Below are 24228 nucleotides of genomic sequence, written 5' to 3' on the forward strand. Positions count from 1 at the left end.
CATGACACTTTCCCCCATTGAAGACGCACTTGAGGCCCTCCGCGCAGGCCGCCCGGTCATTGTTGCGGATGACGAGAACCGTGAGAACGAAGGAGACGTTGTACTCTCCGCTGAGCTTGCATCGCCGGAGTGGATCGCATGGACGGTCAGACACTCGTCCGGCTTCATCTGCGCACCCATGACCAACGAAATCGCCGACAAGCTTGAACTCCCGGTCATGGTCGCTCACAACGAGGATGTCCGCGGAACCGCCTACACCGTCACCGTGGATGCCGCTGACAACGTCACAACCGGCATCAGTGCGGCTGATCGCGCTCACACCCTCCGGGTTCTTGCCGATCCCCAATCGACTCCCCGCAGCCTCAATCGCCCGGGACACATTGTTCCGCTTCGGGCGGTGGAGGGCGGCGTCCGCGAGCGCAACGGCCACACCGAGGCCGCGGTTGAGCTCATGCAACTTGCAGGACTCACACCGGTGGCTGCGATCTGTGAGATCGTTGAGGATAGCGGCGAGATGATGCGCCTCCCCAGCCTAATCGAGCTAGGAGCACGCGACGGTGTCCCCGTCATTACTATTGAGCAGTTCATCCGGTACCTGCGCACTCGCGACGGTGAGCCCGGGGTCAGCGCCGAGGTTCGTCGCCGGGTAAGCGTGCGGGCCGAGACAACGGTTCCCACCGTCCACGGACCCCTGCGGATGCGGGCCTATCGTGATCGTCAGACCGGCATCGACCACGTGGCCCTCATCTCGGGAGAAACAGTGCCTAATAATTCCCTGGTGCGCATTCACTCCGAGTGTCTCACGGGTGAGGCCTTTGGTTCTCTCAAGTGCGAGTGCGGACCACAGCTGAACGCAGCCCTCGATCACATCGCAGAGCACGGTGGTGTGGTGATCTACCTTCGCGGACAGGAGGGAAGGGGCATCGGTCTCGCCAATAAACTGCGGGCATATAGCCTTCAGGAGCAGGGACTCGACACCCTTGATGCCAACCTCGCTCTCGGATTCCCAGGGGACGCCCGCGATTACGGAGGAGCCGCCGACATCATCCGCGACCTGGGGCTGACCGAGGTGCGACTGCTGAGCAATAACCCGGACAAAGCGGCGCAGCTCACAAACCACGGGGTGGTCGTCACGGAGCTTGTCCCCCTCATCGTCGGGGTAGACAGCAATAACGATTCATACCTTCAAACCAAACGAGACAAGATGGGGCATAACCTTCCTCCCGGTTCGCTACTGCACGGGTCGGAAGTTACCACTCCCTCTTCAGAGAAAGGACAGCACTCACTATGAGCGGCGCAGGAACACCAGATACTAACGTTGATGCAAGGGGAATCCGGGTTGCAATCGTCGCGGGGAGGTGGCACACGGTTATTTCAGACGGCCTGATAGCGGGTGCCGAGCGAGCCCTCACCCGCACCGGTGCTCGGTACGACATCATCCGGGTTCCGGGAAGCTTTGAGCTTCCCGTTGTGTCTCAGGAGGCTCTCAACAACGGTTACGACGCTGTTGTTGCACTCGGCGTGATCATTCGGGGTGGGACCCCTCACTTTGAATTTGTTTCAGACGCCGCCACAAGCGGGCTTACCCGGGTGGCGCTGAGCACGGGTAAACCCGTCGGGTTCGGGGTTCTCACTCTCGACGATGAGCAGCAGGGGCTTGACCGGGCGGGGCTTGAGGGCTCCACCGAAGACAAGGGTGAGGAGGCCGCACTGGCCGCCGTGAGCACCGCGGTCACGCTGCACACACTCCGCTCATAGCCTTCCACACCGGTACCCTTTTCCTGTAGCCTGAGATGTCAGCCGGGCAGCATCGCCACGATCCCCCGCTACAGTGAGTGGGTACCGGTGTTCTACTTGCTGCCCTCTTCCCTTCCTCAAGGAGTCCCATGTCAAATGCCGCCCACCCTGAGCCGCCCCTCGCGCAGCCGAGGAACACCCGACGCCGGGTTATTCTTGCGAGCCTTGTGGGCACCTCGATTGAGTTCTACGACTTTTACGTTTATGCAACCGCGGCGGTTCTTGTTTTCCCCGCTCTCTTTTTTGCTAACACACACGACCCCACGGTTGCGCTTCTCAGTTCCTTTGCCGTGTTTGGGGTGGCCTTCATCGCACGCCCCGTCGGAGCTCTAATCTTCGGGCACTTTGGTGACAAACACGGGCGCAAGGTTACGCTGGTGGCTTCCCTGCTGGTCATGGGCATCTCCACCTTTATCATCGGCTTGCTTCCCACCTTTGAGGCCATCGGGTACTGGGCTCCGGCCCTTCTTGTGCTGATGCGTTTTGGACAGGGACTCGGCCTCGGTGGTGAATGGTCGGGTGCGGTTCTGGTCGCCACAGAAAACGCGCCGCAAGGAAAACGTGCCCTCTGGGGAACTTTTCCACAGCTGGGCGCCCCCATCGGTTTTATCCTCGCTAACTCAATCTTTCTGCTCATTAACTGGATACTTCCCCACCCCGAAAACCCCGCTCTCGCCTCCGAGGAATTTCTTGCCTGGGGGTGGCGCATCCCCTTCCTGCTCTCCGCGGTGATGGTGGTCGTGGGACTGTGGGTTCGGCTCACACTGGTCGAAAGCGACTCATTTAAGCGAGTGGTCACGGAGGGGGCTGTGCGTAGAGTGCCCCTCGCAGCGGTTTTTAAGACGAGCTGGCGCAATCTCATCATCGGAACTTTTGTGATGATTGCCACCTACGCCCTGTTCTACCTGATGACCACGTTTACCCTATCGTTTGGTACTAAACCCACCGCCGCGCAGGCGGAGACCACCGGTAACCCGGCATTCAATGATGCAAATTCCTGGGTTGGCGGGCTCGGCTTTGGCCGCAATGACTTCATCATTATGATGATCATCGGGGTGGTCTTTTTTGGCGTTTTCACCCTGATCTCTGGACCCATCGCCGACCGCGTGGGACGCCGCAAGCTTCTGATCTGGGTGACCACGGGCATCATCGCCTTTGGGCTGCTCTTTTCTGTCTTTTTAGGAGGCAACCCGGATACCGACCCGCAATTTGTACGGATCATGGTTTTGGCCTTCCTCGTGATCGGTTTTACCCTAATGGGAATGACCTTTGGACCGATGGGCGCGCTCCTACCCGAGCTCTTCCCCGCAAACGTTCGCTACACGGGCTCCGCCTTTGCCTACAATATGGCCAGTATCTTGGGGGCAGCAGTGGCACCTTTTATCGCGGTGTGGCTCTGGGAGGTGGGCGGAGGCAACCCCTGGCTGGTGGGTATCTACCTCTCCTCCATGGGCCTTCTCACCCTGATAGCACTACTTGTCTCACACGAGACAAAAGACAAAGACTACGAGGGTAACATCCAGTGAGCGATACCGATCCCACACAAAAGGCAGGCTCCTCCCGCGGTAGACGACGGGTGCGTGGCAAAAAACAGGAGCATCCTCGTGCAACCTTTGGCCAGCTCCTCCCCTACATATTCGAGCAGCGGGGAGTGCTCACCTTTGTGATCATACTGAGCGTTATCGGAGCGGCCGCCTCTCTGAGCCAGCCCCTGCTGGTCAGCCAGGTTATCAGTCTCGTGGAGAGCGGTAGTCCCCTCGGTTACCTCCTATGGGCCCTCGTTGCCCTGGTTGTTATCTCGGCTCTCATCAGCGGTTATCAACACTATCTTCTCCAGCGCATGGGGGAGGGCGTGGTGCTCTCCTCGCGCCGTAGGCTCATCGCCCGTATCCTGAACCTTCCCATCAGCGAGTTCGATCGACGCCGCACGGGCGACCTGGTGTCACGAGTGGGGAGCGATACCACGCTGCTGCGGGCGGTTCTCACCCAGGGTCTTGTGGAGGCCATCGGCGGAACCCTCACGTTTGTGGGGGCACTCATCGCCATGTTTATTCTTGATCCCGTTTTGCTCGGGATGACGGTGTCCGTCATCGCGGTGTCCGTTATTATTGTTGTCGCGCTCTCTACCCGGATTCGCACCGCCAGCGCCAAGGCACAGAAGCGTGTGGGTGATCTAGCAGCATCTGTCGAGCGCGCTATCAGTTCAATCCGCACGATACGGGCCGCCAACGCAACCGAGCGTGAGGTTCAGGGCATCACAGACAATGCTGTGGGCGCATGGCAGATGGGCATTACCGTTGCAAAAATCTCCGCCCTGGTTGTTCCCGTTGCGGGAGTAGCGATGCAGGTTTCATTCCTCGTGGTGCTTGGTGTGGGTGGTTTTCGTGTTGCCAGCGGCGCCATCACCATCGCCAGCCTGGTGGCCTTCATCCTCTTTCTCTTCATGATGATCATGCCGCTGGGCCAGGCATTTGGTGCAATCAGCGCCGTTAACCAAGCGCTCGGGGCGCTCGGAAGAATTCAAGAGATTGTGGCCCTCCCCGTGGAGGAACCCGAACACCCCCACACCGCGTCACGCACGACACTGGCCCAGTCCGCGATTTCGGGGGCTCCCAGCATCGAGTTTGACGGGGTGCACTTTACATACCGCTCTCTGGTGGAGGCTACCGACCCAGACAACGCGCCAGACACAAAAAACACGCCCAACGCAGACGACACGCCAGAGGCAGAAAACACCCGGGAGCTCGTTGAGACTCCCGTGCTGAGGGGAGTCTCTTTTACGGTGGAGCAGGGAAGCCGTGTTGCCCTGGTGGGCCCTTCGGGAGCAGGCAAGAGCACAACCCTCAGCCTCATCGAACGTTTTTACGACCCGGAAACCGGAGAAATCCGTCTTCACGGGGTGGATGTTCGACGGCTCAGCCGCATTGAGCTTCGATCACAGCTTGGATACGTGGAACAGGATGCCCCGGTGCTCGCCGGAACCCTGCGGGACAATCTCACACTGAGCGCCCCGACGGCGAGTGACACAGAGTGTATACAGGTTCTCCACACGGTTAACCTCGGAGAGGTTCTTGATCGTGACCCCGCGGGGCTAGACGCAGAGGTGGGAGAAAATGGCATCATGCTCTCGGGGGGAGAAAAGCAGCGGTTGGCTATCGCCCGCGCACTCATCGCCGCGCCACCGATACTCCTACTCGACGAGTCCACATCGAGTCTTGACGGAACAAACGAACAAATGATGCGCGATGCCATTGACGAAGTGGCTAGTGACCGCACGCTCATTGTTATTGCGCACCGCCTGTCAACAGTTGTTGACTCCGATAAAATAATCGTGCTGGAACACGGTCGTATCGTGGGCCAAGGAACCCACTCGGAGTTAGTTAAGAGCACTCCGCTCTATCGGGAACTCGCGCAACACCAACTCCTCGCATAGGTCTATGCTCAATAAAATGCCACACAAATCCCTCAGGACACCTTTCAATAACATTCGCCCAATATCGATTCGTCTTGCAGGATATACACATACACAAGATGGTTGTATTGATGTGTGACAATTGTGAGCCCGCCCCAAACAGAAAGCACCGGTGTGCCCCCTGTAGCACCACATAAAAACGCCCCGACACACGAGGGTGTCCCGTCATCACTACGGGCACGCACGCTCGTCCTGCTCGGCTCGCTCGCAACACTCATCTCGGTCGCCGGTTCCTGGATACCCTCGTTCTGGGGGGATGAGGCAGCAAGCGTCATGTCTGCCGAGCGTTCGTGGTCATCTATGTTTGACATGCTCACAACCGTTGATGCGGTTCACGGCCTGTACTACTCATTTCTGCACGCGTGGGTTGACCTCTTTGGTGCCTCCGAGTTTTCGGTACGCTTACCCAGCGCAATCGGAGTCGGTGTGGCCACCGCGGGCCTGGCATTGCTCACCACGCGCCTCACCCGACCGAGCGTTGGCATTGTTGCCGCGATACTTTTTATGACGCTTCCTCGCACCACCTACAACGGTATCGAAACGCGGGCGTACGCCTTCACCATGGCTCTGGTTGTGTGGCTCATGGTCTACCTGATCTCACTGGTGTCCCGGCGGGAAAAGCGTTTCTGGCCGTGGGTTGGGTTTGCCGCCCTCTTTGCGGTGTCTAACGTTCTTTTTATCTACACCGTTCTTTTTGCACTGGTATTTGCGGTTGTGGGCCTCACCATGCGACCAGACAAAGCCACGATTTGGCGAAGCGTTCTGTGGATTGGGGCAGGGGCGCTCGTCGCCCTCCCGGTAATCATAATCGCTTTTTTCCAACGCGAGCAGATTGCCTTTCTTCACTCGCGTGTGGGGTTCACCGTCAAGGCTCTCTTTGAGACACCGTGGTTTACACAACCCCTCCCGGCTATTATCGGATGGTCTCTCATCGCCCTGGGGATCGTCATCGGCCTCGTGGTTCTGTGGTTGCAATACCGGGGAAGAAGCGTCCCCGCACCCCTGGCCTCTCTCTACGGCCGCCGGGACAAAAACCTGCCGCGAATACTCGTGGTTGGTTGCGCCTGGCTCTTTGTTCCGTCCGTATTGCTCGCTATCGGCAACAGCTTTACCCCCCTATACTCGCCCAGATACCTCTCCTTTACCGGCCCCGCTATAGCCCTGCTCATGGCGGTGGGAGTGGTAGCAGTCTCCCGCAGCGTGCGCGTTAAGATGCTGGTTCCAGTGCTCACCATCGCGGTGGTGGCGGCCACCGTTCCCACATACCTTGGGCAACGCACCCCTCACCCACGCAACGGGGGAACCGATTGGAACTCGCTCTCCGCCATCATTGCGGAGAATGCCTCCCCCGGTGAGGCCGTCATCTTTGATAGCACCACGCGTAACGCCCGTAAGCCTCGCCTGGCAAAATATATGTACCCCGCCGCGTTTGAGGGCCTGGTTGATGTGGGGCTCAAAACCCCCTATGACCAAACAAACGGCCTCTGGGACAGGGTGTATTCAATTGACGAGATGACCCCCCGCCTTGATGATCATCCAATCGTCTGGCTTGTCCTCGTTAAACCGTCTTTTTCGGACGACCTCACAATCCAAGAAACATACCTTGATACCCTTAAAGCGGCGGGATATTCGGTTGCCGAAACATTCGCCAGCCACCGGTCCACCGTTTATAAAATGATTCGAGAGTGACGATGCGATCATCAACCGTGGTAATTATCCCCACCTACAACGAACGAGAAAATATCTCTTCGATTGTTCATCGGTTGCGACTCGCCCAGCCCGATGTTGATGTTCTAATCGTTGACGACAACTCCCCCGACGGCACCGGCGTAATCGCAGACTCACTCGCCGATAAAGACTCCGCTGTCTCCGTTCTTCATCGCACAGGCAAAGAGGGTCTGGGTGCAGCCTATAAACACGGTTTCCGCCTGAGCATGGACCGGGGCTACACGACCCTTGTCGAGATGGATGCCGACGGTTCCCACGACCCCGAACAGCTCGGATCGCTTCTCGCCGCGTCTCAGAACGCCGATGTTGTGCAGGGTTCCCGCTGGATTCAGGGAGGAAAGGTTGTCAACTGGCCCTTCTTCCGACGCCTGATCTCACGCGTCGGAAGCACCTACGCCAGGATCATGCTGGGGCTCAGGGTAAAAGACGTTACGGGAGGCTACCGTGTTTTTACTGCCCACGCACTCACAACCATCAACCTGGACACCGTCGAGAGCCACGGCTACGGTTTCCAGGTTGACATGCTGATGCGCGCCAACCAGGAGGGCCTGCGCATCGTTGAGGTGCCCATTACCTTTGTCGATCGCGAGTTTGGGAAGTCTAAGATCACGCTCGGAATTGTTGTGGAGTCCCTCTTCCGCGTCACTCTCTACGGAATCAAGGGGCTTCCGTCGCGTTTTCGAGGGAAGCCCCGCCCCGAGACGTCAGGCGATACCGCTGAGTCCCACGCCACGAGCAGCCCCTAGCCAAACGCGTCCATATCTCTTATACCCGTCAGGGTGCGGTACGCGGGCGATACGGTATCGCGCGATGGGCCTGGTCATTGGCCTCATCACTAGGACAATCACAGCAGTGAAAGTGGTTGGGATCTCAGAGAAGTTCGCGCGAGTGCAGGAGGGACGCTTCAACCCGGTTCGTGATGCTATCCGGTGGATGCCATGAACACCGCACCCCTGCTCGTCATCGCGGCGATCGGGCTCTTTAGCTTTCTCCGCGCGACGTGGGCAAGCAACATAATCAACCGTGGCGTCACACTACCCACGGCTGCATCCGCCTGAGCTCCAAGTCGGTCTGACCCGCACAGTGATGCCGAATAGCCGCCGGTCCCCGGCATCACAAGACCCGTGCAACGTACCCGAAGGAAAACGGCAACAACGCCCCCGCAATCAGCCCTGTTTCCCCTCACCGCTCTTTGTCGCACTCGCAGACACAGTGGCGTGAAACACCCCGGCACGGTCTTCGGCACGTACCCGGTCAAGTTCGACGGCCGAAAACAGGAGCCCCGCGACCACAAGCGGAAAAACGGACAGAGTACAGAAAAAAACTTATTTCTCATAAACACTTCACCATTGAAACATAAAAATGCATGGAGATGTTAGCTACTCGCTCAGGGATGACCCCTGCGGCACACACAGAGCAAAAACGGCAGCGACCCCACGGTTCAACCCTGTCTGCTATCACCACCCTTATTCACAGGCACAGAAGCAGCAGCGTGAGACACGCCAGGGTACGGCGCATCAATACTCGAAGCGACCGCTGGAAACAAGAACCCCGCAATGATAAGAGGAAAAACGGATAAAACGAGGCGCATTTAATACCCCAAAACAAGACAACATCAAAGGGGAAGGGGAAGGGGAAGGGGAAGGGGAAGGGGGAGGGGGAGGGCAGAGCCTGCACCGAGAACAATCAGTTCTGCGAGCACACTCTGCCCCGGGTTTGAGACGCCCGAGCCGGGCAGAGGTGGGTTAGGCCTTCAGCGTGGCATCGAGCGTGATGTTGATTCCGGTCAGTGCCGCCGACACCGGGCAGCCCGCCTTAGCCTCGTGCGCAATACGATCAAAATCCTCCGCGCTAATCCCCGGAACCTCAGCGACAACGCTCAGCGCGCTGGTGGTGATACCCGTGCCGGGAATCAGGGTGACCTTTGCCGTGGTTGTCACGTTTGTGGGAGGCGTTCCGTTGCCCGTGAGGGCGTGCGAGAGCGCCATCGAAAAACAGGCGGAGTGGGCAGCGCCGAGCAGTTCTTCCGGTGTTGTCACGGAGTCTGAGCCCTCCGAACGGGCCTTCCAGTTAACGGGAAGCTCTGCCGCCCGCGAGGAGTCCAGGTGGGTGGTGCCGCTACCCTCAAAGAGAGTTCCCGTCCAGGTAGTAGTTGCCGCGCTTGTAACTGACATATTGATCACCTTTCACAATGAATCACGGTGTGCGATTCGTCCCACTAATTATTATTCCGGGTCTAGGCGGGAGAAACCAGCAGTAATTATGATCGGGGACGAGTGGATGAATCGGAGACCTCCACGATTGCCCCGCTACTCCGCAGGGTATCGAGGGCTGCCGCGCTCGTTTCTGCCGCCACTCCGGCCACCAGATCGCTCAGAACCCGCACCCGGAGTCCCAGAGAAAGCGCATCCTTCGCGGAGGCAAGAACACAATAGTCGGTGGCTATGCCCACAACATCCAGGTCGGTCACCTCGGACGCGGCAAGCACCGCCGCGAGCGTCTGGCCCTCGGTTGTGACCCCCTCAAACGCAGAGTAGGCGGGTTTCCCCTGCCCCTTCTGCACGTGCACCCCAATCGTCTCTGTATTCAGGGCGGAGTGGTAGGCCGCTCCGGCGGTTCCGGCCACACAGTGAACCGGCCAGGTTCCTGCGAAGTCGGGGGCGACCCCTGCGGCCGCGAAGTGCCCCCCGTTGCTGCTGTTGGCGTCGTGCCAATCCCGGGAAGCCGCAATAACCTCGTAGTCGCCTCCGTGTTGGGCGAGCAGGCGGGTTACCCCCTCCGCAACGGCAGTCCCACCCGTAACGCCGAGCGCACCGCCCTCCGTAAAGTCGTTTTGAACGTCAACGATGAGCAGAGCGCGAGACATGAGAGGTCCTTCTTTCCTTCAAGGCGGCACCCTCATTCTACGCTTCTCCGGGGTAAACCAGGCCGATCTGTTCTCGAATACTGTCAAGCGTGCGCATGACGCTGAGGGAGTCCTGCGGCGAAATCAACTCGCTCTCTATGCGCCCGGCAGCGATAAGCCGCGAGGCCTCCACCGCCTGAAGACCGTGTCCCGACCCCACAACGGAGCCGGGAGCACTCTCGTAAGAGTCGATCATCCTGTTCTCGAGGTCGTACACGCGAAAGCTTGTTGGGGTGTACCACACCTCGTCAATTACGACCCATCCCCGGGTGCCCACAACCGTGGCGGTGTTGGGGGCCGCAACCTCACTCGACGAGAGGCTGGTTGCGATAGCGCCACCGGAATAGCTCAGAACCGTCGCGACCTGAGAATCGGCACCCGTTGCTTTAAAGGAGGCCGACGCGGCTATTGAGTCGGGTTCTCCCAGGATATCGTGGGCAAACGAAATGGGATAAACACCGAGATCAAGCAGGGCACCCCCACCCAGTTCAAGATTGTTAAGTCGATGGAGCGAATCGGATGGGAGCCGCTGCATGTGTTTTGCCTCCAGCGCCCGTATTTCACCCAGGACACCGCTGTTGACAATCTCTCGGAGGCGAATCATGTGCGGTAGGAAACGGGTCCACATTGCCTCCAGGAGCAGCAGCCTCCGTTCCGAGGCCAGCGCTATGAGCTCGGCCAACTGTGCGGCGTTCACGGTGACGGGTTTTTCGATCAGCACGTGTTTTCCGGCCCGCAGCGCAAGCCGGGCGTTACCGTAGTGGAGTGTGTGGGGTGTTGTGATGTAGACCGCGTCTACTTCGGGGTCGTTGACTAGCTCCTCATAGGATCCGTGGGCGCGCGCAATCCCAAACTGCGCGGCAAAGGAACGCGCAGAGTCCAGGGAGCGAGAACCCACCGCCCGAACGGTGAGCCCCTCGGCGATCATGTCTGCCGTGACCTTGCGGGCGATCCCGCCGGTGGCAAGAATCCCCCATCGAATCGGTTGAATCATCAGCGTTCCTTCCCTCACCGTGTCGTAGAACTCAGGATTTCCCGAGCTCCGGGATGCCCAGGCCAAACACCCTGCGAAGCGCCGTTCGAGCGGCATAGTACCCGCCCATACCGTGCACAGACGGGCCGGGAGGGGTTGATGCCGAACCCAAAAAAACGTGTGGCAGAGGGGTGGCCCAGGGAACCGTTGACACGACAGGACGCTTAATCATCTGACGCAGATCTACGGCCCCGCCCAGGAAATCACCACCCACATAGTTGGTGTTGTGTGCGGCGAGGGCGGAAGCGGGTCGCGCCGATACGGCCAGAATGGTGTCGCGAAACCCGGGAGCGTACCGTTCGATCTGCCCGATAATACGCTCCGTGAGGTCCCGTGACGAACCGTTGGGAACGTGCGTATAAGCCCAGAGGGTGTGTTTTCCGACGGGGGCGCGGGTGGGGTCGAAGGCCGTGGGCTGCGTGACAAGAATGTAGGGGTTCTCCGGGTGCTTTCCCCGCGCAACGTCGCGCTCGGCCGCGGCAATCTGCTCGCGTGAGCCACCCAGATGGACGGTCGGGCTCAGCGCAGTATTGGGGTCTTTCCACGGCACCGGTTCGGCAAGCGCAAAGTCGATCTTAAACGCCCCCGCCCCCAGGCGGTACTCGCGCAGGGCTCGCACGTATTTGGTAGGAAGATGGTTGCCCGCCAACGAGATCAGGGCGGTAGGTGAGATATCCAGGATAATTGCCCGGGCGTGCCCCACTTGCTCGAGGTATGTGATGCGCTCACCGGTAACAATACGCCCACCGTGTGCTTCAAAGTCGCCCGCCAGGGCCCGGGCTATCGATCGGGAACCTCCTACTGGGAGGGGCCATCCGCTCGTGTGCGCGAGACTTGCAAGGATAAGCCCAGCCCCGGCGTTGGCCAGTCCGGGCATGCGGCCCGGGGTGTGGGCGGTAACCCCGGCCAGGAGCGCCGGGGCCCTGTCCTCGCTAAACCGGGCCTTACCCAGGGGGGTTCCCTGTTCAAGCGTTCTCAGCCCAAAGACCGCAGCGGCAATCGGGTCACGCGGCACCTGGAGCAGTTGATCCAGCACAAAACGCCTCACCCCCCGGCTGTGTCGAATAAGCGGATTCATGAGTTTTTTCCATGAAGAACCGTCAACCCCCAGTTGGGCTGCGGTCTGGGCGACATCGCGATGGGCCAGTATGGTGGGGGAATCGCTGAGCGGATGCGCATATGAGATGTCGGGCACAACAAAGTCCATCCGCTGCCCGAGTTGAAAAGCTCGAAAGAACGGAGAGGCAAGCACCAGCGGGTGCACCGCCGAGCACTCATCGTGCAAAAACCCCGGCAGAGTGAGTTCACCCGTGCGTAGACCCCCTCCGATGCTGTTCTCGGCCTCGTACAGGGTGGTGGGGATGCCCGCACGCGCGAGGATAACCGCGGCCGCGAGTCCATTAGGACCCGCTCCTACAACAACAGCGTCGGTTACCATGCCAGCACCGCTCCTCACAGGTTTCGCCCATTAGCGTTCATGAGTTCTTACCGTTTAGCGTATCGGATGGGGAGCCTCCCGAGGGTCTTAGTATTTTCTCCGGTGTTCCTGAGAACCCTCGTTTTAATGCGCGTTGCCCAGCAAGCATCCAAGAAAGTAGTGGTAATTTAAGCACGCACTAACGTTTATGAGGAGATGACATGCTTGGGCAGATGCGACGCCACCACGCTCTGTTCCGCCTGCCTGCACTCATTCTTGCTCTTGCGGTCTTTGCCCCCGCCCTCTCGGTGGGTAATGCGCTATTTATACAGGACAAACAACACTCGATTGCGGCGTCCGCCTCACACTCGGCTGAAACCACAAACTCCGTTCACCGAGTATTGCCGGACCAGAAACGCGCCGCGACCACCCACCTCATCATCCAACCGGGTAGCAACCAGGACGGTAGCCCGCTGGACGATATGGACCCTACCGACCGTTCCCAACACCTGCAGGATCGGCCCCAGCTTGATCACTACCTACTGCTCCCGGCTGCGAAGCCGCAGGTGTCTTCGCATCAACAGCTTGATGCCTCTCACAGCCCTCCCCTCTGGCACATAGAGGCCCCCCACCCTCCACCCGACGCGTAAAGAATCGCGTTGCCCTCCCCCTGAGCGGCATATCCTCATGCCCGCGGCGTGGGGTCGGTGTTTTCTTACCCGAGGCACCTCACAAGCCCTGTTTTTGAAACTCAATTTTCTCTCGTCGTGACGCCTTGCACCCACATTTCTCATGGCGCACCAATCTCTACTTAGTCTTTCCCCCGTGAAATGGAGCACCCTCATGAAACGCCCCTCCCGCTATTCCCAGAGCCCCGAACCCGACGGTTTACCTGAAGAATCAGGTAACACGCTCCCCCGTCGGACTCGACGCGTATACATTCGGCGTCGCGTAGTTGTCATCGTGGCCGCAAGCCTCGCACTCGTGTTGGGTGGAACCGCAGCGTTTGCGTTTGCATTTTTTAACGACATTTCCAACAGCATCAACCGCTCCGATTTCACACTCCCCGGGAACGAAAAGGGGGAGGATACCTATCCCCAGAACACCGATGAAACCAACATCCTCGTCATGGGATTAGACAGTCGCCTGGATCAAAACGGTAACCCCCTGCCCGAGGAGGTGTACCAGGCGCTACGCGCGGGGAACGAGCAAGACGGGGGATACAACGCAAACGTACTCATGTTTGTCCACATTCCCGCGGGCGGTGGTAAGGCGGTGGGGATATCCATCCCTCGCGATAACTATGTTGAGCTTGTGGGTGCCCCGATGGGGGTGACTAACTCAAAAATTAAAGAGGCCTATGGCCTGGCGCTTAACGAAAAGCTGGGTGAACTCCAGTCGAGAACCGATATGACCGACGAGGAGGCCTACCAGGAGGCACGCGCCGCCGGTCGTCAATCGCAGATCTCCACGGTGTCACGTTTTCTTGGTGATGTTCGTATCGATCACTTCATCGAGGTAACCATGGGCGGCTTTTATCGTATTGCCGAGGCAGTGGCCCCCATCCAAGTGTGTCTGAATCAGGCAACGGAGGACATCTACTCTGGCGCAGATTTTCCAGCGGGTATTCAAGATATCAGCGCGGAGCAGGCCATTAGCTTTGTTCGCCAACGCCGTGACACGGGTAACGCTGAAATAGAGTTCACTGACTTTGACAGGACCCGCCGCCAGCAGGCATTCCTCGTTTCGCTAGGACTTAAGCTCAAAGACAAGGGAACTCTGAGCGATCTGGGAACACTGCGCTCCCTTATCGACGTCGCAAAAGAACACGTTGCCCTCGATAGCAGCTTTGACCTGCTCAGCTTTGCATCCGTTGGATACAACCTTTCTTCCGGAAATATTAGTTTTGTTACGCTGCCAATCGTCGAGTTCGGTACGATCAACGGCAGTTCAGTGAACATTGTCGATCTCCAAGAAATACACAGCACGGTGGCCGCGCTCCTCAATCCGGAAACGTCCGGGGCAACGGCAACCCCCGATGCACCAGACGGAGCGGACCCCGGCGACAGCGTCGACTCAGACGAGAGCACCGATAAAAAAGACAACCGGGAGCAGGGACCGTCCGCACCACCCTCTGCCAACGACGGCCCTTCAGACAACGGCCCCACCGTTTATGAAACATGGGAGACACCGCTTAACGCAGGATCTGTACCGTGTGTAAAATAGCGAAGTAGTGGACTCCTCACCATGAAAGCTACAATCGCCCGGTTGCGACTGCCGCGCTCGGAATCCCCCCTTCCGGTCGCCTACTTTCTGGTGACAAGCGCAACCATAGTGCTGGTGGTTCTCGGGGTTATCATGGTTCAATCCTCCACCGCCGTCACCGCGCTCACGACGGGCAATTCTCTCCTCACCGGCCTCAAACGCCAGGGACTCTTTGCCCTCATCGGCGGCATAACCATGGTGGTACTCAGTAGAACACCACAACACATCGTAAAAAAATACGCCTGGGTAGCCCTGGCGGCAGGACTTTTCCTACAGTTGCTCGTCTACAGCCCCCTCGGATACGAAGCCGGGGGTAATCGCAACTGGATCAGGATAGGCCCTATCTCGGGGCAGCCGGCGGAACTTATGAAGTTTGTATTGGTTATCTGGATCGCCACGATACTCTCCAACAAAGAACGATTAATCAGCTCTTGGAAACACGCGCTCATACCGGTGGTTCCGGTTGTTATTCTCTCGATTTTCATCAATATTGTTGGTGGAGATTTGGGAACCATATTGGTTATTGTCTGTTTGCTCTTTGGCGCGCTATATTTTGCACAGATCAAAACCCGGATACTGCTTGGACTCAGCGTATTCTTTGCCGCCGGGGTGGCGGTCATGACGGTCATAAAACCCAATCGGGTGATGCGAGTTATTCACTATCTTGAGACCGACTGTGTCACCGATGTCGAAAGCTATCACGGGCTCTGTTGGCAACCGTTACACGGCCTCTGGGCGATGTCCCACGGCGGAGTTTTTGGTGTGGGCGTGGGGAACTCAATAGCAAAGTGGTCGTGGCTTCCCGCCGCCGACAACGACTATATTTTTGCAATTATCGCTGAGGAGTTAGGCTTGATCGGCGCTCTCTTTACCCTCGGAGTTTTTGTTCTCCTCATTTTTGCTATGGTATGGGCCCTGCGAAAGAGCCGGGATCTTTTCTCCACGGTTGTTTTGGGGGCCGCCATGGTGTGGATCGCCTCCCAGATGATCGTTAATATCTCTGTTGTCCTGGGATTTATCCCCGTTTTGGGCGTCCCCCTCCCCTTTGTTTCCTCCGGAGGGACATCGCTTCTTGCCGCTATGGCCATGATGGGGGTGGTGCTTTCCTGTATCAGAAACAACGCGAGGGCCGACGACGATTTTTCTATGGGATCGGGAGTGCCACTTCGCTAAAGATGTGCTGGCGACCCCGTGGAATATACCGGCTATAGTCTCGCTATGCTGGTGGGGGCTTTCTCGAGCGTGGCGGAAGCAACAATCTCACCCGTAACCAGGTTGATCGAGTGAACCGACCTGGTCTCCGGATCCATTACATAGGCGGTTCCATCGCTAATGGTCAGTGCGGGGTGCGCTTCTTGCCAATCAGAGGGACCCTCCCAGGAGCCAATCACCGCAAAGGAGTCTGTGAATTCACCGGACTGCACATCGAGCCGGTGCAGCGCACCGTCGGTTCCCAGGACGTACGCTTCGTCTCCGGTACCGCGGTCAACACCACGCCATGTGTATTCAACCCCGTCGGGCAGGGTCAACAGCCGAGAGGTTTTTAGGGCGGTGTCTATGATAACAAGCTGATCCCTCGCCATGGTCTCGGCATCCGGGTTGCTACTGTAGTCTCCCACCGTGAAGGTTGAGGTTTCACTGGCGTATTGATCGCTCGTTCGGCCGTGCTCGTCGGGTGCGGCTACCTTGGTAAACTCGCCGCTGTCGTAGATAAGCACCCCGTCTCGGCACCCAAATACGGCCCGCTCTCCCGCGGCCACCCCCTCACCGTGGATGCCCGGGCACTCCTCGCTCCGGCTTATCTCCGTCCGAGACGGGTCGAGAGCCCGCACCCCCACACGGTTCTCCGAGTCTCCTAGCGTGGTTAGCAGGGTACCGTCAGACAGGGGAACAGAAACACCGTGGTGAGGTGCAGCGGAGGGAACGGTCTCAACCCGAGGAAGAGAATCTCGAGACTCCCCCAGCTCACCCGAGTTAAAAACGGTGGTGTCGCCCGTCCCGTCGGCAAAGAGCGCAGTCTTACCCTCGTGATGCACAACGTGAGCTCCTCTCTCGGCCGCAAAAACGAGATCCGTCAGGCGCGGCCCCTCAGAGGTTCCGGTGCCGGTGTCTAACACACGAAACCCCTCGCTAGTGGTCACCAATACGTGTCGACCATCCCCCGCCGCGTTGACCGAACTGAACTCATCAAGAGGTATATCTTCCCTGACCACCAGGGTATCCGGGTCCAATAAGTAAAGCCCTTCCTCGTGGGGGAGGATTAGCGCGGTGTCGCCCAGCCTCGGTTCGGGTGACGAGGGAATAATCGCACCGGGATTCTCCCCCGGCGTGGAACAGGCCGCAAGTAAGATCGTACTCGCGGCAAAAAACGCAGTGGTAGCGGAGCGTATTAAGTGTAGGTTTTTCATCGTTGCTTTCATTGATCGGGGCCTACTCGGGGGGAGACAAGCCAGTGACGATGCGCTCCGTGTTGGTGCGCATCATGGCCAAGTAGGTATCGGCAGGACTCCCTTCGACATCCAGCGATTCCGTATAGAGTTGAATGATTGTGACGTCAAGGTTGACCTCATCCGCGAGCACACGAATGAGCTTGTCCGACTGCGAAGATTCCGCAAAAATCGTCTCCACCCCGGCATCGTTGAGAACCGAAGTCAGATCGTGCAGATCAGCAGCGCTGGGTGCGGCCAGAGTTGTTGCGCTGGGAATCACGGCACCCACGAGGGTAAAGCCAAATCGATCGGCAAAATACCCAAACACGTGATGGTTTGTCACAAGTTTGCGTCTTTCCGGCGGTATCCGTGAAAATGCCTCTCCCATCTCCCTGTCGAGGGCAACAAGTTCAGCGGTGTACGCGTACTCGTGATCACGAATTGCGCGCTCGTTCACGTCCCGCACGTTCTTTCGCACACCCTCTGAAATTGCGCGAACAACCGTGATCATCTGCTGCGGATCCGTCCAAAAGTGTGGATCGGGCATCGCCTCGGCGCTCTCGTCCGGGTTACCCGCACCGCCTTCATCCCGAGGTGGGGGCCCGTGCGCATGTCCGTGATGCGCCTGCGATCCTGGCGCCGGAGGCTCTAGGGCGTCCCCCACCGCCAGCATCGGGACACCCTGCCTGCGCGCGGCGTCGAGGTGATGCTCCAGCCCCACTTCGAGGCCGAGACCGTTGTGAACAATCAGGTCGGCGGAAAGAATTCGGGAGGCCTCACGGGCCGAAATCTGAAACGAGTGCGGATCCGCTCCGGGCTTCATGAGGGTGACCACCGTCACCTCATCCCCCACGACGTTTTGCACCACATCACCCAGGATGTTGGTGGTGACCACCACCAACGGCGGCTGATCTTCACCGGGGGAACACGCGGTAAAACCGGCGAGAAGAAGGACAGAGGCGCTCAGCGCGGTAAAAAGACGACGCATCATCCCACCCCGACCAGAAAACGCGGATCGCTCATATTATCGATGGTGCGCGAAATTCTTGCGGAGTCCTCATAGTCAATCTCGTAGATTACCCCCTCCGCGGGAGCATTCACATAGGCTCTCTTCTCCAGGATAATGAGGTTGGGTAGGTGTGCAAGTTCCCTTTCTCCCATGGTCTCGGCAAGAATCGGCTCGGTGCTTGCAAGCACCGCTCCCGTCAGCGCGTCGAGAACCTGAACCGTTCCATCCGAGGTCAGGGCCACGAGTTGTCCCCCGCTATTGTCAGCAGCAACCACCTGGAGCAGGGGCTGCTCAGTGGGGATCAGGGAGAGCTCTCGAGTTCTCACATTGATAACCCAAGCCCCGGAGTCACCCGCCACGGCGGCAACTGTGGGACGGCCCGGTCTCCCGTGAAATTCGCGAACCCTGTGCATCTTGGAGGTTCCCTCGGGGTAGGGAAGAAACCCAAACGCGACGGGTTCTCCCGTTCTTACCGTGGCAAAGAGCACACCGTTTTCACATCCAAAAACCGCTCCCGCGCGCGTGGTGATACCGCCCTCCAGCGCGAGGCATTCAGCCTGCTGACCGGGGAGTTCGTTACCCGCATCGTCGTAGGCTTGAACACCGTTTATCTCACCCGTGGCGGAGGGTACACCGGCAAGTATCCGGGAGGAAAGGACAGACACCGCTCCCCCGCGCGACTCCGATCCTATGCCCGGCTCCCCGCCCGGCTCGAATGATTCGTTCATACCCGACGAGTTATCCGAGCCGGAGGCCCCATCTTGTTTTATCTCGGCAACCCGCTCTATCTCTCCGCTCCCCAGGGCAGCCGAATCGAAAAGAGTTACCTCGCCACTCGCCTCAGACTGCACGACGGTGAGAACCGAGGATGAGGCCACACGGGCAGCACCGGCCCCCAGACCCGCGACGCTTCCAACGGTTCTGGGCTGAGCGAGATAGTGATGAAGGTGATCCCCGTGATCCACCGTCCACGCCCCGGAATCCAACACGGTGAGCTCGTTACGTGAGTCCGCAGCAAAAATATAACGCCCATCCGTTGTTATCGCGGTGATACCGGAGAGATCTCCGAGAGGTTTTATCTCCTCCGTGGCCAGGTCAAAAAGACTGAGAGAGTTGGCACCATCAACAACCACCAGGTGCAACTGGGCCTCAGGTTTCTCTTGCGCCCCCGCGACATACCCGTGCGTATCCTCCTGCGAGCTTTCTAAGCCTTCCTGAGGTTCCTGAGCCGCACACGCCGCGCCGAGGAGCAGCACACAGACCGCCACTAGAGATCCGAAGACGACATATTTTTTTCTAGGATATCTGGTCACTTTTTATACTTTCCATTGCAACTTTGCGAGTTGAACTCGGGAGAGAGCGAACTGCTCGCTTTACCAGGCTGGAGAGGATACCCACCAGGATGGAGCAGATAACTATGGTGGCTCCGGCCGCCGTTTCCCAGTACCACGAAACGAGGAGTCCCGAGACAACCGCCAGGCATCCCACAATCGAGGCGAGAAGCATGATGTGCGGGATACGCTTTACCCAGTAACTCGCAGCAATAACCGGGGAAACCAACAGTCCCACAACAAGAAGCGACCCCACTGCTCCATAGGAGAACACAACCGCGATGGTCACTAAAACCACCAACATGACGTTGGCCGTTCGTGGGCGCAGCCCCAGGGTGTGAGCCACTCTCCGGTCAAAAGTCAGGGCTACAAAAGCGCGATGCCACCGCAGGGCAACCACGCAGATCACGGCGAGCGCAATCGCGAGCAGCAGGATGTCGTTGTTTGAGATAGCTAAAATATCGCCAAAGAGGATGCTCGTCAGATCGATAGCCGCACTGCGCGAGTGCGATACGATAATCACGCCGAGAGCAAGCATTCCCACAAAGAACAGTCCGATGCTCGTGTCCTGCGAGTGTCTACCCCGACGGGACATGTAACCGACCCCCAGGCTCATGACGCTGGCGCTGATGTAGGCCCCGATAATGGCTGGCAACCCCACAATTCCGGCGAGGGCTACGCCGGGGAGAAGCCCGTGAGCCATTGCCTCGCCCAGAAATATCATGCCGCGAATCACTGCCCAGGTTCCCACAATCGCGCAGATAACCGCCACAAGCATCCCACCGAACAGGGCGCGCATCATAAAGCTTGTGGAGAGGGGTTCAAAAAATTCAAACACCCTTCTAGGGTATACGAAATCGATAATGATTATCAATAAAATAGGAGAATGAAAATAGATCCCGCCGAATCGACAACAATACCCAATGGCCCCGTGCTCACAGCAACAGACATCACAGTCACTTTCGGAAACACCACCGTAATCGAAAACATCTCACTTGAGATACGAGCAGGGACCACCACCGCCCTGGCAGGACCCAATGGCTCCGGAAAATCAACGTTCCTCGCGGTACTCACGGGAACACTCCAACCAACCCGCGGAACGGTAACTCGCCCCACCAACACAAGAATCGGCATCATCCCGCAGCGCAGCACAGCCCCCGACAACCTCCCCCTTAACGTCTACGATACAGTCGCCATGGGAAGGTGGGGCATCCGCGGAACATGGCGCCCGCTTCGCCATATCGACCGCAGCGCTATCATTCAGAGCATCAAAACCATGCATCTCACCCACCTCACCAAGCGATCACTCCGCACCCTCTCCGGCGGGGAACGCCAACGCACCCTTATCGCCCAGTGCCTCGCCTCGGAAGCTGACATCCTCCTCATTGACGAACCCGCAACCGCCCTCGACGAGAACTCACAACAGCTCATCCGCCAGGCAATCAACTCCGAGCGGCAGCGCGGCGTTGCCATCATTCACGCCACACACGACCCCTCGGTCATCGCAGAAGCCGACTATCTTCTCCGTCTTGCACCGCCAACCACCGACGCCCCAGATTCCGCAAAAACCACACAGTGAGAGTGCCTGGCGGGCGCGGTCACGGGTCGGGTAGCTACTCACCCCGCAGGATCTTATGGCTTGTGGAGCTTGCGGAAGAGGTGCAATAAAATCGCCGAGGTGCTGCCGCAAGAAACCGTGATTTAAGGTCGTGCGCCTGTAATACCGATGTGCGTATGGCATTAACAATTGGGTATCGTCCGCGGGTGGTATTTCCAACAGCCCAAATGTGCGGTAATGGTTTTCCGCTGGATCGCTCCACCGCTAGACGTCTACTCACGGGGAGAGCGCCCACCTCTTCGTCATCTCCAGCAAGTTCAAGAACGCTCCGGCCATCAAATTTCCAGTTTGAACTTTTGAACCCAGCAGCCCACACAAGAGCGTCAAGCTCCTCTATTTTTCTCCCGGGACCGTGGAGTTCAAATTTTTTATCGCCGCGATGAATAAAGTGATCACTCCCGTGCACAACAAGACTCCCCTCCCTGAAGGCAAGGTCAAGAAGGATTGCATTTTCTAGCGGCATCGCAGAAACGTATCGCACTATCCAACGGTATATCGCCTTCTTCAGAGCAAACATCTTACGCGACGACAATTCGCTCCAATGCTCATTAGCAAGGTCAACAAACTCCCCTACGGCAAGCTGCCAATGAGATTTCCCCTCGCTCGCCGCGACGATGTCACTCCTCAACTGCGAGCTCGCCGACTCTTCAACCCGCTCTCCCAGGAGCTCGGATTTACCGTAGTTTTCCCCAAACTGTGCCAGATAATTGCTGAGCCCTTGACAGAACCTTTGGGGCGAAGAACTCCAGTCTTTAAAACGTCGAATCCCTATGGGAAAAGGGGAACCAAGCGGATTCTCCTTTCTCACAGCCGGGAGCTGACCACTCGGGCTCACCATGACGACTCGTGACGACGCAGCTAAAACTGACCTAGCCGCGTCGATGGCGCTGAGCTTTGTGCCGAGAACCCCAACAACACTTCCCGGGTGTTCTTGAAGAAAACGTTGAAACCCCGGGTCATATGGCGAATTATACTCACGCAAACTAGTTGACCGGTCAGTAATACCGCTCGGACGGTTTAGTGCGCTTAACCCAGGAGCCAGAACCACCTCATCAAACTCATGCGGGTTTTGCGAACTTCCAACCAGGGCAACACCCGTATCCCGGATAAATATTTTGGAAACTTTTTCGTTTGTAATGTTAACCTGCTGACCAGAGTTTCCCAGCCGAAGGTTTTCTAAAGAGGATCTTAAATAATTACGATATAACTGACGAGGCACAAACTGTTCTTGGAGCGGGGAGTTGTTGTTACCGCCTAGCCAGCGCGAGAAGTGAAAATCATCATCCGCGCGAAGCGACATTCCAGCCACGCTTGTGTTGCATAAGTGACCCTGATCCGGGGTATCAAAAGCTTCCCCTCCGATCCCACCCTTTTCTTCAAAAACTTCAAGATGCTCGACGTCGGGCAGATCTGCAAGCGCAAGCGCCGCAGCAGTTCCGGATCCCCCCGCACCAATGATTGCAATTCGAGTCACTCTATTGTCCTCCCTCTGATCGAAAAGAATTTTGCACCGGTCTCGTGCTCGCGGGCCTCAGCCAAGTCGTTTGAGACTGTGTTTTCTTGCACCACCCAAAAATCAAAGTCCACCCTGTCCATTTGTCGTGGGATTTCCAAGAGAATCTCGCCTCCCGACAAAAACACTCTCACCGTGCCCGAAAAAGGCGAAAAACCTCAAGGAGGTTCGCGTTGTTGTCGGAACAAGTCCAGCCCGTTGGCGGACAGCCCGCGTCTATCAGCAACAACATTGGAAAATGAAACTGAATCAACAGTGAGCATCTTCAATGGTTTAATCTTTGAGGCGGGTTGCATCTGACTCCAACTTGTCAAATCACTCCATCGGGCATCACGTTTTCTAGAGTCTGTTCAGATTACGTCCGCTCGAACGGTTCAGTTGATTGCTACTGCGCGACGGCCAGCATTTTCAATCATGTAAAGCGGCAATCGACACATATTTAGCTTAGCTTAAGATTATATTGCCTTAGTTTTCATATTCTAAATAAAGAGTTAATTTAGAAAAAAGGCCACCCGGCAAGATTTCTCAGTATCTTGCCGGGGCCATCCATGGGAGCCGCCTGCGGGAATCGAACCCGCGACCTTTTCATTACGAGTGAAACGCTCTGCCGACTGAGCTAAGGCGGCCTCTAGTGTCACGCACAAGTTGTGCTGCACAATCAACTAGCATAGCGGAAGTTTTCACCTCCTCCGAAACCCCCTTCCCGACTAGTCGTTAGCATCGGAAAAATGTCGCCCATGGGCATCGAGGTTTCGCCGGAGATGAAACGGCGTACGAAGCACAATTGACCGATCAAGAACCGTTACCGAGGGGAAAGCCGTGGAAAGATACACCTCAAACCTGTCAAGATCAGTGATCGACTTCAGCCACACGGCAAGAACAATGTCGTAGCGCCCAAGGATGGAGGCGACCAGGCGCGACTCCCGGAGAAGAGTGAGCTGCTGCGCGGCCTCCGCCCGGTGCTCAGGCGGGACCCGTAGGAAAAACCACGCGTATACCGGCCACCCGGAATACGGTCTTGCTATTTCGGTGCGAAGAACCAGGTTGCCGCTAGAGAGCTCACCGTGCAGGAGGGCCCGGGCCCTTCCCTGCGTAACATCTAACTCGATGGCCAGGGACTTCATAGTGATCCGAGGCTCACGATACAGCGCTCGATACAGCGCTGCTTCCTCCTCGAGCGAAGCGTTGGCAACACCGTGAGGTGGCTCCTGACCCTCGCTCAGCACATCAACTTCGGACGGGGTAAGCACGCGGAGCCTCCAGTTACGTGCATCGACAAACGCCGTGGTGATCATCTGGGTGCGCAGGGTGGTGATGCCGGGGAGCGACCCCATCCGTTCCAAAACGTAACCGCTCAGCTGATCGACGCTGTCGCACATGACCGTGACCAGTAAGACCCGCTGTCCGGTGGTGAGGTCAATCGACAAAACCTCTGGGTCACGCGCAAGCTGCCTGGCAATATCAAGGGTGGACGCGGGAGGACACTCGATTTCGAGCAGGGCCGCGCTGGGCCGCCTCATCACCGAATAGTAGGCGGCGATCCAGGCGATGCCCTGCTCACGGAGTCTTTCCCAACGGCGCGAGAGGGTTACCGGATCCGCCCCCAGACTACGACCGAGCAGGAGCCACGAGGCGCGAGGACGAACCTGCAGCGCATTGATCAGTCGAAGATCATCGATTGATAATTCTTTTTTCTTCATAGAGAAACCCT

20 protein-coding genes and 1 tRNA gene are annotated in these 24228 nt (G+C 57.9%); 10 read left to right on the plus strand and 11 right to left on the minus strand.

What is annotated here, in order from left to right; genetic code table 11:
• Position 1: 1 nt before the first annotated feature.
• The 6 genes from ribB to FrondiHNR_RS11520 all read left to right on the plus strand — a co-directional run bounded on the left by ribB (position 2) and on the right by FrondiHNR_RS11520 (position 7743).
• A complete protein-coding gene (ribB, locus tag FrondiHNR_RS11495) occupies positions 2-1291 on the plus strand; it encodes a 3,4-dihydroxy-2-butanone-4-phosphate synthase (protein ID WP_279352915.1) in 1290 nt (429 codons plus the stop codon).
• Positions 1288-1758: a 6,7-dimethyl-8-ribityllumazine synthase gene (gene ribH / locus FrondiHNR_RS11500; RefSeq protein ID WP_279352916.1), complete on the plus strand. Its 471-nt coding sequence runs from the start codon at positions 1288-1290 to the stop codon at positions 1756-1758. Before ribB ends, ribH begins: the two co-directional genes overlap by 4 nt.
• Before the next feature lie 128 nt (positions 1759-1886).
• Positions 1887-3323, plus strand: a complete 1437-nt coding sequence (locus FrondiHNR_RS11505) for an MFS transporter (RefSeq protein WP_279352917.1) — start codon at positions 1887-1889, stop codon at positions 3321-3323.
• Between the two features lie 50 nt (positions 3324-3373).
• On the plus strand, positions 3374-5230 hold the full coding sequence (locus tag FrondiHNR_RS11510; protein WP_279354550.1) for an ABC transporter ATP-binding protein: 1857 nt from the start codon (positions 3374-3376) through the stop codon (positions 5228-5230).
• A 153-nt stretch (positions 5231-5383) separates the two neighbouring features.
• Positions 5384-6958, plus strand: coding sequence for a glycosyltransferase family 39 protein (locus tag FrondiHNR_RS11515; RefSeq protein ID WP_279352918.1), 1575 nt, complete (start codon positions 5384-5386; stop codon positions 6956-6958).
• A 2-nt stretch (positions 6959-6960) separates the two neighbouring features.
• A complete protein-coding gene (locus tag FrondiHNR_RS11520; RefSeq protein WP_279354551.1) occupies positions 6961-7743 on the plus strand; it encodes a polyprenol monophosphomannose synthase in 783 nt (260 codons plus the stop codon).
• A gap of 999 nt (positions 7744-8742) precedes the next feature.
• On the opposite strand, the gene FrondiHNR_RS11525 is transcribed toward FrondiHNR_RS11520, so the two are convergent.
• The 4 genes from FrondiHNR_RS11525 to FrondiHNR_RS11540 form a co-directional block, all read right to left on the minus strand.
• Positions 8743-9171 carry an OsmC family peroxiredoxin gene (locus tag FrondiHNR_RS11525; protein ID WP_279352919.1) on the minus strand — a complete coding sequence of 143 codons (429 nt, stop codon included), beginning with the start codon at positions 9169-9171 and terminating at the stop codon, positions 8743-8745.
• An 86-nt stretch (positions 9172-9257) separates the two neighbouring features.
• Entirely contained in the window at positions 9258-9863 is a 606-nt protein-coding gene (locus FrondiHNR_RS11530) for an isochorismatase family protein (protein ID WP_279352920.1), read from the minus strand.
• Between the two features lie 37 nt (positions 9864-9900).
• Complete coding sequence (locus FrondiHNR_RS11535; protein WP_279352921.1) at positions 9901-10896, minus strand: Gfo/Idh/MocA family oxidoreductase; 996 nt, start codon at positions 10894-10896, stop codon at positions 9901-9903.
• 31 nt (positions 10897-10927) lie between these two features.
• Positions 10928-12373, minus strand: a complete 1446-nt coding sequence (locus tag FrondiHNR_RS11540; RefSeq protein ID WP_279352922.1) for an NAD(P)/FAD-dependent oxidoreductase — start codon at positions 12371-12373, stop codon at positions 10928-10930.
• A gap of 200 nt (positions 12374-12573) precedes the next feature.
• On the opposite strand from FrondiHNR_RS11540, the gene FrondiHNR_RS11545 reads away from it, so the two are divergent.
• The 3 genes from FrondiHNR_RS11545 to FrondiHNR_RS11555 all read left to right on the plus strand — a co-directional run bounded on the left by FrondiHNR_RS11545 (position 12574) and on the right by FrondiHNR_RS11555 (position 15790).
• A complete protein-coding gene (locus tag FrondiHNR_RS11545; RefSeq protein ID WP_279352923.1) occupies positions 12574-13002 on the plus strand; it encodes a hypothetical protein in 429 nt (142 codons plus the stop codon).
• 193 nt (positions 13003-13195) lie between these two features.
• Positions 13196-14578 (plus strand): LCP family protein, encoded by a 1383-nt coding sequence (locus FrondiHNR_RS11550; RefSeq protein WP_279352924.1) that lies wholly within the window; start codon positions 13196-13198, stop codon positions 14576-14578.
• A 21-nt stretch (positions 14579-14599) separates the two neighbouring features.
• Positions 14600-15790 (plus strand): putative peptidoglycan glycosyltransferase FtsW, encoded by a 1191-nt coding sequence (locus FrondiHNR_RS11555; RefSeq protein ID WP_279352925.1) that lies wholly within the window; start codon positions 14600-14602, stop codon positions 15788-15790.
• Positions 15791-15822: 32 nt separating this feature from the next.
• On the opposite strand, the gene aztD is transcribed toward FrondiHNR_RS11555, so the two are convergent.
• The 4 genes from aztD to aztB are packed head-to-tail and all read right to left on the minus strand — an operon-like array spanning position 15823 to position 20224.
• Positions 15823-17025 (minus strand): zinc metallochaperone AztD, encoded by a 1203-nt coding sequence (gene aztD, locus FrondiHNR_RS11560; RefSeq protein WP_279352926.1) that lies wholly within the window; start codon positions 17023-17025, stop codon positions 15823-15825.
• 22 nt (positions 17026-17047) lie between these two features.
• Positions 17048-18034: a metal ABC transporter substrate-binding protein gene (locus FrondiHNR_RS11565; protein WP_347567103.1), complete on the minus strand. Its 987-nt coding sequence runs from the start codon at positions 18032-18034 to the stop codon at positions 17048-17050.
• The gene (locus tag FrondiHNR_RS11570) at positions 18034-19368 is read right to left on the minus strand and encodes a hypothetical protein (RefSeq protein WP_279352928.1); all 1335 of its coding nucleotides are present in this window, start codon (positions 19366-19368) and stop codon (positions 18034-18036) included. The genes FrondiHNR_RS11565 and FrondiHNR_RS11570 overlap by 1 nt, the downstream gene beginning before the upstream one ends.
• On the minus strand, positions 19352-20224 hold the full coding sequence (gene aztB, locus FrondiHNR_RS11575) for a zinc ABC transporter permease AztB (protein ID WP_279352929.1): 873 nt from the start codon (positions 20222-20224) through the stop codon (positions 19352-19354). The genes FrondiHNR_RS11570 and aztB overlap by 17 nt, the downstream gene beginning before the upstream one ends.
• A gap of 48 nt (positions 20225-20272) precedes the next feature.
• Here aztB and aztA point away from each other — a divergent pair, with 48 nt between their 5' ends.
• Complete coding sequence (aztA, locus tag FrondiHNR_RS11580; RefSeq protein ID WP_279352930.1) at positions 20273-20965, plus strand: zinc ABC transporter ATP-binding protein AztA; 693 nt, start codon at positions 20273-20275, stop codon at positions 20963-20965.
• Between the two features lie 34 nt (positions 20966-20999).
• On the opposite strand, the gene FrondiHNR_RS11585 is transcribed toward aztA, so the two are convergent.
• From FrondiHNR_RS11585 to FrondiHNR_RS11595, 3 genes are all read right to left on the minus strand, one after another.
• Positions 21000-22478 carry an FAD/NAD(P)-binding protein gene (locus tag FrondiHNR_RS11585; RefSeq protein WP_279352931.1) on the minus strand — a complete coding sequence of 493 codons (1479 nt, stop codon included), beginning with the start codon at positions 22476-22478 and terminating at the stop codon, positions 21000-21002.
• A 592-nt stretch (positions 22479-23070) separates the two neighbouring features.
• Positions 23071-23143: transfer RNA gene (locus FrondiHNR_RS11590), tRNA-Thr, on the minus strand.
• Between the two features lie 81 nt (positions 23144-23224).
• Positions 23225-24217 (minus strand): Lrp/AsnC family transcriptional regulator, encoded by a 993-nt coding sequence (locus FrondiHNR_RS11595; RefSeq protein WP_279352932.1) that lies wholly within the window; start codon positions 24215-24217, stop codon positions 23225-23227.
• Positions 24218-24228: the final 11 nt, after the last annotated feature.

Origin of the sequence: Lysinibacter sp. HNR (assembly GCF_029760935.1) — a bacterium.
Lineage (GTDB): Bacteria > Actinomycetota > Actinomycetes > Actinomycetales > Microbacteriaceae > HNR.